This is a genomic window from Streptomyces sp. NPDC057543 (assembly GCF_042801895.1).
Taxonomy (GTDB): Bacteria; Actinomycetota; Actinomycetes; order Streptomycetales; family Streptomycetaceae; genus Streptomyces.
Window position 1 is genome coordinate 1 of sequence record NZ_JBHVFF010000279.1, and the last position, 11285, is coordinate 11285.

Annotated in this window: 11 protein-coding genes and 1 pseudogene; 9 read left to right on the forward strand and 3 right to left on the reverse strand. The window is 67.9% G+C overall.

Annotated elements, in window-relative coordinates; translation table 11 throughout:
• The coding region (locus ACFU8Q_RS33140; RefSeq protein WP_384461296.1) for an integrase core domain-containing protein at window positions 1-332 on the forward strand (332 nt) is incomplete at its 5' end.
• Between the two features lie 29 nt (window positions 333-361).
• Here the strand turns inward: ACFU8Q_RS33140 and ACFU8Q_RS33145 are convergent.
• Window positions 362-1072: pseudogene (locus ACFU8Q_RS33145) on the reverse strand (DNRLRE domain-containing protein); the annotation flags it as partial.
• Window positions 1073-1536: 464 nt separating this feature from the next.
• Entirely contained in the window at window positions 1537-2289 is a 753-nt protein-coding gene (locus ACFU8Q_RS33150) for a DeoR/GlpR family DNA-binding transcription regulator (protein WP_384461299.1), read from the reverse strand.
• A 282-nt stretch (window positions 2290-2571) separates the two neighbouring features.
• Between ACFU8Q_RS33150 and ACFU8Q_RS33155 the strand changes: the two genes are divergently transcribed.
• From ACFU8Q_RS33155 to ACFU8Q_RS33190, 8 genes are all read left to right on the forward strand, one after another.
• Window positions 2572-3345, forward strand: coding sequence for an endo alpha-1,4 polygalactosaminidase (locus ACFU8Q_RS33155; protein ID WP_384461325.1), 774 nt, complete (start codon window positions 2572-2574; stop codon window positions 3343-3345).
• A 68-nt stretch (window positions 3346-3413) separates the two neighbouring features.
• Window positions 3414-4748 carry an extracellular solute-binding protein gene (locus tag ACFU8Q_RS33160; RefSeq protein WP_384461302.1) on the forward strand — a complete coding sequence of 445 codons (1335 nt, stop codon included), beginning with the start codon at window positions 3414-3416 and terminating at the stop codon, window positions 4746-4748.
• Window positions 4749-4759: 11 nt separating this feature from the next.
• Window positions 4760-5719 carry a carbohydrate ABC transporter permease gene (locus tag ACFU8Q_RS33165; protein WP_384461305.1) on the forward strand — a complete coding sequence of 320 codons (960 nt, stop codon included), beginning with the start codon at window positions 4760-4762 and terminating at the stop codon, window positions 5717-5719.
• Window positions 5716-6603, forward strand: coding sequence for a carbohydrate ABC transporter permease (locus ACFU8Q_RS33170; protein ID WP_384461308.1), 888 nt, complete (start codon window positions 5716-5718; stop codon window positions 6601-6603). The genes ACFU8Q_RS33165 and ACFU8Q_RS33170 overlap by 4 nt, the downstream gene beginning before the upstream one ends.
• A gap of 67 nt (window positions 6604-6670) precedes the next feature.
• Entirely contained in the window at window positions 6671-7624 is a 954-nt protein-coding gene (locus ACFU8Q_RS33175; protein ID WP_384461311.1) for a carbohydrate kinase family protein, read from the forward strand.
• Window positions 7621-8955, forward strand: a complete 1335-nt coding sequence (locus ACFU8Q_RS33180) for an alpha-glucosidase/alpha-galactosidase (RefSeq protein ID WP_384461314.1) — start codon at window positions 7621-7623, stop codon at window positions 8953-8955. The genes ACFU8Q_RS33175 and ACFU8Q_RS33180 overlap by 4 nt, the downstream gene beginning before the upstream one ends.
• Before the next feature lie 101 nt (window positions 8956-9056).
• Complete coding sequence (locus ACFU8Q_RS33185; protein ID WP_384461317.1) at window positions 9057-9887, forward strand: IS5 family transposase; 831 nt, start codon at window positions 9057-9059, stop codon at window positions 9885-9887.
• A 4-nt stretch (window positions 9888-9891) separates the two neighbouring features.
• The gene (locus tag ACFU8Q_RS33190; protein ID WP_384461320.1) at window positions 9892-10308 is read left to right on the forward strand and encodes a hypothetical protein; all 417 of its coding nucleotides are present in this window, start codon (window positions 9892-9894) and stop codon (window positions 10306-10308) included.
• A 66-nt stretch (window positions 10309-10374) separates the two neighbouring features.
• On the opposite strand, the gene ACFU8Q_RS33195 is transcribed toward ACFU8Q_RS33190, so the two are convergent.
• Window positions 10375-11025: a hypothetical protein gene (locus ACFU8Q_RS33195; protein WP_384461322.1), complete on the reverse strand. Its 651-nt coding sequence runs from the start codon at window positions 11023-11025 to the stop codon at window positions 10375-10377.
• Window positions 11026-11285: the final 260 nt, after the last annotated feature.

Consider the following 11285-nt stretch of genomic DNA (forward strand, 5'->3'; position numbering starts at 1 on the left):
ACGCCTTCGATGCCGACTTCACCGCCGAGGACACGGAGGTGTTGCTCAGCGCGCCCCGGGCACCGCGCATGAACGCGCATTGCGAACGCGTGATCAGCACCATCCGCCGCGAGGCCCTTGACCACGTCCTGATCCTGGGCGAGAGCCACGCCAGGAAAGTCCTGACTGACTACCAGGACCACTACAACGCACACCGGCCGCACCAATCCCGGCAACAGCTACCGCCCAGCGCGACCGAGCAGCCCGCAATCGTGCACGACCTCGACGACCGAAGCCTGCTCCGCACCAGGGTCCTCGGCGGCGTCATCAACGAGTATCACTACGCCGCGTGACCTGCAGCGACGACTTTTCGAGCCCCACAGGGGGCGCAGGACCAGGTGGTGGTGCCGGTGGGGCGCCAGCCGTGCGCGAAGCTCTTCGACGCGAGCGAGGCGCCGGTCGCAGGGCCTGGCCACTTGGAAGTGGTGGTCTCCGACCAGTTGGAGGTGATCGGGGCAACAATAACAGGGCGGGCCGTGCACGACTGCGACCAGGTGTTGTACAGCGCGAGGTCGGCGCCGAGGACCCAGGCGTTCTTCAGCGTGGACTCGAGGCTGGTGAAGCGCAGGAACGCCGCCGCCTTGTGGCTGCCGCCATCGTAGGTGCCGACCTTCAGGACCGTGTCCGAGGCGAAGTTGGTGTTGTACGGGTATTCGACGTACGTGCCGGACGTCGCATCGACAGACTTCACCGACGGGTCAGCCCGGACCGGGAAGACCCGCTCAGGCGCCGACAGCCACTCCTTGTCGAGCTTGACGACAAGGACCTGGCGTCCGGCCTCGGTGTCAAGGCTGTAGGTGACGCCGGACGAGACGACGCCCTCACCGGAGTCCTCGGCGTAGTTCGAGTCCTCCATCCAGCCGGCCGGCGTCCACGCCCGGACCGTCTCCGCGGCATCGGTGTAGACGACGGTACCCTGCTCGTCCAGGGAGGCGGTCAGCCCGTCAAACGCCAGCGTGAAGCGCCATTCGGCGGGCGCGTCCGGGTCCGTGAGGACCAGCGTCTCCTTGACCGAGTCGCTGCCTGCGACGAACCTTGATGGTGGTGTACAGGAAAGAGGCAACAGAGCCTCTCACGTGTGCATGGTGGAGAGCGAGTTGTAGTACCTCGCGCACTTTGTCGTGGGTGTACTGACCCTGGTGCACGGCTGTGGTGAAATCGCCCAGCGTCGCGTGACCGCCGGGTCTCGACTCCCGTACGGAAGCTGTGATGATGCGTCTGCCGTCCAGGGTGAGAACGGGCTTTTGGTCATCTGTTGCGACCGGGCGTCGACTCAGCGGCGCCGAACCCGTGTTGCTCGGCCTCTGACGGCCGACGTAGCGCCGTCTACTGGGCAGGCGCCTGAAAGGTCACCCCGCGGGACGCAGGACGACGTGGTCCGCCGGCTGGCCCGTCATCGGACCCATCGGACGACTGTTCAAGCCCACCGATCGGTATGCGGAAGCCTTCTGAGTGCCGTCTCCGCGCGATCCGCGCCGGCAGCTGACGTCAGTCCCGTCACACGGTGAGGACCTCGATGCCCAGCGCACGGACGGCAGTGAGCTCCGCTTCGTCCGCGCCGCTGTCAGTCACCACCGCGCTGATGTCCGCGAGCGGGCAGATCTTGGCGAAGGTGACCTTGCCGATCTTGGTGCTGTCCGCGACCACGACGGTACGAGTGCTGTTGCGCAGGAACGCCCGGTCGGTGTGCGCCTCCATCTGGTCGTGCGTGCTGCAACCGCTCCCGACCGTGAGGCCGTCGACGCCGATGAAGCTGATGTCCAAGTGGTACTCGTCCAGCATCCGCTCGGCGGCCGGCCCGACCAGTTCGTAACTCTCGGAGCGGGCATCGCCCCCGATGACGACAAGCTGCATGTCGGGCCGTACGACCAGATCCGCCGCGATGTTGACCGCGTTGGTCACCACGGTGAGACCGTTGCGCCCCGCCAGCACACGCGCGACCTCGGTGACCGTGGTCCCGCCGGTCATCCCCACCACGGCACCGTCCGGCACAAGTGCCGCCGCTGCCGCGGCGATGCGTCGCTTCTGCTCCTGCTGTTTGCCGGCGCGACGCCGCAACGGCAGTTCGCGTCCGGACGTCACCGCGCCGCCGTGAGTGCGCTGCACGCGCCCCTGGTCGTGCAGTGTTTGCAGGTCACGGCGGACGGTAGCGCCGGAGACGCCGAGGAGCTCGACCAGGGTGTGGACGTCCGCGCTGCCCGCGGCCGAGACGTGATCGATGATGCGGTTCAGCCGGTCCGTCTTGAGCATAAGTGCAGCGTATCTCTGAGCAGTTGTGCTCAGAACTGCGCATTCGGCGCAGCGTAAGCCCTTGACGCGAGCATTCCTACGCGCTTTGATCCTGCCAAGTGCCCAGGGCGTGCAGCCCGGCACCCAGAGGTGCGCCCAGCCGGTAGCGGACTTGTCCCAAGCCCGGCCAAAGTCGCCAGGATCGCAGAAGCGTCTGAGGCGGGGTCGTACCCGCGATTGATGGAGCTCATCGTGCCCGTCAATACAGTTTCCCGTGTCCGGCGCCCCTGGGCGGCCGCCGCCATGGCCACCGCGACCCTGGCCGCCGCGCTCGCCGCCGGCACCGCGACTCAGGCCGGCGCCGCCACCGTGACGCTGCCTCCGGCCCACGCCGGGTTCGACTATCAGATTGGCGGCGCCTACACCCCACCTGCCGGAGTCCAGGTCGTCAGCCGTGACCGTACGGCCTCCCCTGCGGCCGGCCTATACAACATCTGTTACGTCAACGCCTTCCAGGTCCAGCCGGGCGAGGAGGGCCAGTGGCCCACCGACCTGCTGCTGCGGGGGGCGAACGGCGATGTGGTCACCGATCCGGACTGGGGCGAGGCGCTGCTCGACGTCAGTACGGCCGCCAAGCGCGACCGGGTGGCCACCAAGGTCAACCAGTGGATCGACGGCTGCGCCAACAAGGGCTTCAACGCGATCGAGCCCGACAACTACGACAGTTACACCCGCTCCCAGGGCTTGCTCACGGCGGGCAACGCCAAGGCGTTCGTCACCCTGCTCTCCTCGCACGCACATTCGAGGAACCTTGCCATCGGTCAGAAGAACACCGTGGAACTCGCCGGCAGCAGGGCCCAGACGGGCCTCGACTTCGCGATCGCGGAGGAGTGCGGGCAGTACGACGAGTGCGGGGACTACACGGCCGCCTTCGGAAATCACGTGATCGTGATCGAGTACACGGCCCGTGGTCTGAAGAAGGCCTGCGCGGGCTGGGGAAGCCAGCTGAGCATAGTGCGCCGGGACGTCGACGTGAGAACCCCGGGCAGTTCCGGGTACGTCCGCAAGACCTGCTGACGCACCGCCCCGGCACCCGCGCCGCCGCTCGCCGTCCCCTTTTCTCGTACGTCTGCAAGGAGTACGTCATGACCCGGATCCGCGGTGCCCCGGCACCTCTCGACCGCCGCCGACTGCTGCGCGGCGGGGCGGCGTTGGCCGCAGGTACCGTGGGTGCGGCGCTCGTCAGCGGCTGTGCGGACGCCGAAGCCGGCGGCGTCAGCGCCGACGGCAGGGTCACCGTGGAGCTCTGGCACGGGCAGACCGACACCGCCAAAAAGGCGCTGGAGGCGCTGGTAGCGGAGTTCAACCGCACGCATCGAAGGATCCGGGTGAACGCGGGCGGCGGCGGGGTGCTCGCCGACGCCATGCTGCAGAAGGTGACGGCCGCCCTCGCCTCGGGCTCGTACCCGGACATCGCCTATATCTTCGGCTCGGACCTGGCCAGTGTCGCCCGCAGCCCCCGCGTCGTCGACCTGACGTCGGAGATGCGCGGCGGAGCAACACCGTGGAGGGCCTACTGGGCTCCGGTACGGGGGGCGGTCACCCTCCACGGGAAGGTGCGGGCCGCTCCCGCAGTGCTCGATGCGCTGGCCGTCGTCTACAACAAGGAGTTGTTCCGCAGGGCCCAGATCCCGTACCCCAAGGAGGGCTGGAGCTGGGACGAATTCCTCCAGACCGCCGCCAAGTTGACCGATCCGGATCGTGGTGTCTTCGGGACGGGCTGGCCCGGGGTCGGTGACGAGGACACCACCTGGCGGCTGTGGCCAATGATCTGGGACCTGGGCGGGGACGTCGTCGCGGCAGACGGGCACAGCATCGGCTTCGCCGACCAGGGCGTTCGGGCACTGGCCACGCTCGCGCAACTGGCCAAGGACAGGAGCGTCTACATCGACGCCAAGCCGGGCAGCGAGCAGATGTACAAGGTGTTCCTGAGCGGCCGGATGGGCATGGTGGCTACCGGCCCCTGGCAGCTTCCCGACATCATCGACGCGAAGGTCGACTACGGCGTGGCGCCGCTGCCCACCTACACCGGGCACCCCGTCACCATCTCGGGCCCCGACACCTGGACCGTCTTCGACAACGGCTCCGCACGCTCCCGCGCCGCCACGACGTTCGTCAGTTGGCTGATCCAGCCCGAACGCGACGCCCGATGGGACATCCAGGCCGGCAGCCTCCCCCTGAGCACCGCCACCGCACGACGCCCGGAGTGGAAGCAGCACTCCGCACGGACGACCGGCCTCCAGGTGTTCACCGAGGCGCTCGCATCCGCCCGGGTCCGACCCATCCATGCGGCATACCCGCAGATCTCGATGGCGCTCGGCGAGGCCGTCGTCTCCGTACTCCTGGGCCTCCGCTCTCCGGAGCAGGCCCTGCGGACCTGTGCCGACACGGCCAATGCGGCCCTGCTGATACCCAGATGAGGAAGGCCGCCATGTCGCAGCTGCCCCGAGCGGTCACCCTCGCGCCCCGCGATCGACTCACTGCGGCCCGCCCCAGGGCGAGCCGCCGCCGAGCACGCCGGGAGTCCGCCACCGCCTGGGCCTTCATCAGCCCCTCGGTCCTCGTCATCCTCGGCCTGAGCATCGTCCCCGTCATCTGGTCGCTGCTGCTGTCCTTCCGGGCCGACGACCTGGTCACCCCGGGGCGCTGGGTCGGTCTGGAGAATTACCGCGCACTCGCGCAGGACCCCAACTTTCATACCGCTGTGGGCAATACGCTCCTGTACGCGGCGCTCTATGTGCCGCTGAGCCTGGTGGGCGGACTGGCCCTGGCCCTGGCGCTGAACCGCAGAATCAAGTTCATCGGCCTCTACCGCACGCTGATCTTCATCCCGTTCGTGGTCTCTGCCGCGGCTCAGGGCGTGTTGTTCTCCTTCATCCTCGATCCGGAATTTGGCGTCGCCAACTCCCTGCTGCACAAGCTCGGGATCTCCCCGCAGGGATTTCTGTCCGACCCCGGCCAGGCGCTGTACCTGCTAGTGATCATCTCGCTGTGGAGCGGGGTCGGATTCTGCGTCATCGTCTATCTCGCCGCACTGCAGGACGTGCCGCCCGAACTCGTCGAATCCGCCCGCCTCGACGGCGCCGGGCGCTGGAGCGTACTGCGCCACATCACCCTGCCGACGCTCACCCCGGTCACCGTCTTCCTGCTGCTGTGGCAGCTGATCGCCGCCCTGCAGGTCTTCGACCTGGTCTACGTCACTACGAAGGGCGGACCGCTCGGATCGACGACTGTCATCGTCTACTTCGTCTGGGAGCAGGCCTTCCAGATGTTCACGGCCGGATACGGGGCAGCGGCCGCCTACGTCCTCGCGCTCGCCCTGCTCCTCGCCGGCGCCACGCTCCATCTCCACCGACGCCACCAGAACCGTACGGAAGGAGCCGCCCGATGACCACTTCCACGGCTGTGCGCGAGGCACGCTGGGCCGCCGCCCCGGCCGCAGCGGGTGCGATCCGGCGCCGTCGGCTGCCGTTCAGCGCCTGGCACCTGCTGCTTGCGCCCCTGTCGCTGGGCTTCGCGCTGCCGCTTCTGTGGCTGCTGCTCAGCTCGGTGATGAGCAATGCCGAGATCAACCGGTTTCCGCCCGCGCTGTGGCCGCGCGGCATCGACCTCGGGGGATACCGGTACGTCCTGGGCAACGCCATGTTCCCGCGCTGGTTCGCCAACTCCCTCATCGTGGCAGGCACCGCAGTGGCGTCGAATCTGCTGCTCGGGGCACTGGGCGGCTATGCGTTTGCCCGGATGCGTTTCGCCGGGTCGCGGCTGCTGCTCGGGCTGATGCTGGCGACGATGGTCATCCCGTTCCAACTGACCATGATCCCGACGTTCCTGGTGATGAAGGAGCTGGGGCTGATCGACACGCTGGGCGCGCTGATCGTGCCCTCGCTGGTCACGCCGTTCGCCGTCTTCCTGTTCCGGCAGTTCTTCCTCGCACTGCCCCGGGAGATCGAGGAAGCGGCCTGGATCGACGGCTGCTCACGGCTGCGGGTCCTGTTCTCGATCGTCATGCCACTGGCGCGACCCGCGCTGGCCACCGTCGCGGTCCTGACCTTCCTGGCCACCTGGAACGACCTGTCCTGGCCGCTCATCGCGATCAACCACGACACCCAATACACGCTCCAACTGGGCCTGACCACCTTCCAGGGCCTCCACCACACACGGTGGTCGGCGGTCATGGCGGGCAACCTCATCACCGTAACTCCGGTCCTGCTGGCCTTTCTCCTCGCCCAGAAGACCTTCATCCAGTCTCTGACATCGAGCGGACTCAAGGGCTAGCCGCCGCCCCCGCTCAGAATTCCCTATGGGCGATCTCTCCGTACGCATCCCAATCCAAGGAAGCACCATGTCTCCCCCCTTCGACCTGCTCGTGATCGGCGACGCCAATCCCGATGTGGTCCTCGGCCCCGTCCCGCACCACCTCGCCTTCGGCCAACACGAACAACTCGTCGACCAGGCAGGGCTGGTACTCGGCGGCTCCGCCGCGATCACGGCCTGCGGAGCCGCGCGCCTGGGACTGCGCGTAGCGTTCGCCGGCCGGGTCGGTGACGATCCTGCCGGCGCCTTCGTCCGCGCCGCACTCGTCGGGCGCGGCGTCGATGTCACCGCCCTGGTCACCGATCCCCAACTGCCCACGCCCCTCACCGTGATCCTCACCGCTGACGACGGGGACCGGGCAATCCTCACCGCACCGGGATGCCTGGCCGAAACCGGTCCCGCCGATGTGCCCGAGGCACTGCTGACGTCCGTGCGGCACATCCACGCGGCGTCCTTCTTCCTGATGCCGCGCCTGGCCCGGTCGCTGCACAAGGTGTTCGCCGCAGCGCGCTCGTACGGCGCGAGCACCTCGCTCGACACGAACGACGACCCGAGCGGGAGGTGGGACCGGGAGCTGCTCGACCCGGTGCTCGAGGTCACCGACATCCTGCTGCCGAACGCAGCCGAAGCCCGCGCACTCACCGGGATCTCCGAACTGCCCGACGCGGCAAAGGTGTTGGCCTGCCTCGGTCCGCTCGTCGTCGTCAAGAACGGAGCCGGGGGCGCCTTGGCCCACGACGGCGTACGGCCGCCCGTACACGCAGCCGCCCTGCCGACCGAACCACTCGACACCGTCGGCGCAGGCGACAGCTTCGACGCCGGATTTATCTCCGCAACCTTGCGCGGCCTAGACACCGGGGCCGCCCTGACCGTGGCCGCCGCCTGCGGCTCGCTCTCTGCCCGCGGCCACGGCGGCACTGCCACCCAGCCCACCTGGGACGAGGCCCGAGCCGTCACTTCGAACCAGGAGATTTCCTCATGACCAGCAAGACCAGCGCGACCGGTGCGGCCGTGACGATCGTCTTCGTGGGCGCGGGCAGCGTGGTGTTCACCCAGGGGCTGCTGGCCGACCTGTTCGCCTTTCCTGAACTCACTCACGTCCACATCGCTCTGCACGACATCGACGCCGAACGGCTGGCCACAGCCGAGGGCGCCGCCAGGCGGATAGCCACCGAGCGCGGGGCCAAACCGACGATCACCACGCATGCCGACCGGCGCAGCGCACTCGAAGGCGCCACGTTTGTCATCAACATGGTCCAGGTCGGCATGAACGAGGCCACCCGTACCGACTTCGCCGTCCCCGCCCGCTACGGACTGCGCCAGACCATCGGCGACACTCTCGGCATCGGCGGCATCTTCCGCGCACTGCGCACCTTCCCCGTGCTGCGCTCACTCGCCGCCGACATGGCCGAACTCTGCCCGGATGCCTTGCTGTTGAACTACACCAACCCGATGGCTATGAACGTCCTCTACCTGAACCGGATCGCGCCCCAACTGCGCACCGTCGGCCTGTGCCACTCGGTCCACTGGACCATGCACGACCTCGCCGAGCTGGTCGGCGTTCCCTTCGACGAGGTGTCGTACCTCGCCGCAGGGGTCAACCACCAGGCCTGGGTACTGCGCTTCGAGCATGCGGGCAAGAGCCTCTATCCGCTCCTCGACGACGCCATTGCCAAGGACCCCGAACTCCTGCGCCGCGTACGCGTGGACATGTACCGCAGGCTCGGGCACTACCCCACCGAGACCAGCGAGCACTCCTCCGAATACGTGCCCTGGTATCTGCACCACGACAGCGAGATCGAGCGCCTGCGCCTGCCGGTCGGCGCCTACCTCGACATCATCGAGGAAAACACCGCCAGCTACGAACAGACCCGCGATGCCCTCGCAACAGGCGCCGACCTGCCGGTGGACGCCAGCATGGAATACGCCCCGCAGATCATCCACAGCATGGTCACGGGCACCGTGCGCACGGTCTACGGCAACGTCCCCAACCGCGGCCTGATCGACAACCTGCCCGCCGACAGCGTTGTCGAGGTCCCCTGCCTGGTCGACGCCCAGGGCGTACAGCCCACCCGGGTCGGCGCCCTGCCCCCGCAGTGCGCCGCCCTCAACCGCACGTACACCAGCGTCAACGACCTGGTCGTACGAGCGGCCACGGACGGCGAGCCGCGCCACATCCGCCATGCCGCCATGACGGACCCTGCGACAGCCGCAGCCCTCCCGGTGGAGCGGATCTGGGACCTGTGCGACGACCTGGTACGCACCCACGCCGACCTCCTGCCGACCGAACTGCGGGCCGAGTTGGGGCACTGAGAGGGCATTTTGAGCCGCTATGACGGCCTTGTGGTCGCCTGATCGTGTGGGTTTGGGCGGTTCGGGCTGGTCTCGCGGCTTGGTCCTGCTGGGCTGTTCGGGTGAGTGACCGCAAGCCCTACAAGAGCGACCTGTCCGATGAGCGGTGGGCGCTGATCGAGCCGGTGATCTCGGCGTGGAAGGCCGACCACCCGTCCCCGACGGGGCATCAGGGCCGATACGAGATGCGGGAGATCGTCAACGCGATCCTGTACCAGGGCAGGACCGGCTGCCAGTGGGACTACCTCCCGCACGACCTGCCGCCGAAGTCGGCCGTCTACTACTACTTCGCGGCCTGGCGCGACGATTGCACGGACGTGAAGATCAACGATCTGCTGCGCTGGCAGGTCCGGGAGAAGGCCGGACGGTCGGAGGACCCGAGCCTGGTCGTGATCGACACGCAGAGCGTCCACGCGGCGGTGAACGTGCCCGCGACCACGACCGGGAAGGACGCGGCCAAGAAGGTTCCGGGCCGCAAGCGCGGCTTGGCGGTCGACGTCCTCGGCCTGGTCATCGCCGTCACCGTGCTGGCCGCCAGCGCCCACGACAACGCGTTCGGCATCGCCCTGCTCGGCCAGGTCGCCCCCATCGGCACCATCAAGAAGGCCCTGGTGGACCAGGGCTTCAAGAAGACCGTCGTCGAACACGGCACCACGGTCGGCATCGACGTAGAGATCGTCGAACGCAACCCCACAGACAAGGGCACCGGCTTCGTCCCGCAGGCCAAGCGGTGGATCGTGGAGCAGACGCTCGGCATCCTCATGCTGTTCCGGCGGCTCGTGCGGGACTACGAGAGCAGGCCGGCATCCTCCGAGTCCCGGGTGCGCTGGGCCATGATCGACGTAATAGCGCGCCGGCTCACCGGCCAGGCGACGCCCACCTGGCGCGGGTGACCCCGTGGACGCCCAGGTCACGCCGCTCTTGGAGCGGATTGACGCACGCGAACGCGAACTCGTCGGCGATGCGGAGCAGATCCGCGCGCAGATGGACGAGCTCACCGCGCGTCTGCGTGAACTCGACGAGGAAATCGGGAACCTGGCGGTGACCCGTAAGACCCTCCTCGCCCTCCCGCCGGCGGCCCCGGAGCCGACCGAGGAGCCGCCCGTCCTGCCGAACCACCCGGCCTACCAGCAGATCCTCAACGCCTTCGCCGAGGCTCCTGGGCCGAAGCGCGCCCGCGACCTGTGCCAGGTCCTGGACCTCCCGCTCACGCCGAAGACCATCGAGAGCACCCGGCACAAGCTCAAGCGTCTGGTCAGCCTGGGCGTCCTTATCGAGACCGAACCGGGCCTGTTCGCCCAGCGCCGCCCGTAGCTGCCCTCCGCTCCGAACCACCCGTCCACGGCCGCCGCATTCGCCATCCGGCTCACGACGCGATCGCTAGTGACCCGTCGTGCGGAGCCACCGCATCGTTGTGACGAGCTCTTCGCCGAAGTCCTCGCAAAGCGCGAGCAACTCGCGACCGGTGGACGAGTCCAGCAGCCCTGCGGAATCGGGGAGAGCCCGGAGAACACCGTGGCAGGCGGACTCGACAGCGAAATTTCGTGACCCGAAATAGCCCTCGCTCGCCCGGTCCGCCAGGTCGGCGAGGTACTGGCGGTGGGCTTCCTCCGAGGGGTGGGAGTAAAACGAGCCCTCGACAAGGTTGTCGAGGTAGTTCGCCAGGCCGGCCGAGGATTCGACCACTCGCTCTGCTTCGTCCACGCCAGGCTTGTCCAGCAACTCTCCGAAAGCCAGCAGGCTGCTGATGGACTCCAGTTGGAAGAGCTGGACCGTGTCCGGGTCCACTTCAGACGTGAAGAGCGGGGCATTGCACAGCTCGGCGATTGCTCGCCGGTATGCGCGATCCGTCTGTTCACCAGCAGGTGATGCTGCCAGTCGGAACAGCGACTCCAGCGCAGCCTGGTCGACGCCCCACTCTGCATCGAGCTCGAACGCGAGTACTGGCGCACGCCACCGCCACAGGGCAAGGACGGCAGCCTGACGCTGGTAAGCGGGCTTCAGGTCCACCAACCGCTCGATCTGCACCACGTCCTTGAGCCGACCCTTCTGATCTACCGATCCTCACCCGACCCTTCACCACGGGACACTGTAGAAGCCGCCGAAGGACCAAGCGATCGCCTGGACAGCGCCTCATCTCCGAGTCAACGCCAGAATCGGGCATACCGGTTCAGAATTTCCTCTGAGAGGGCGGTATGAGACCTGATGCCCGATTCTTCGTTTCGTGTGGGGCGATCGGGCAGGTCGTGACGAAGTCGGTCGACTACGGCCGGGGCTGGGAGAACAGGCCC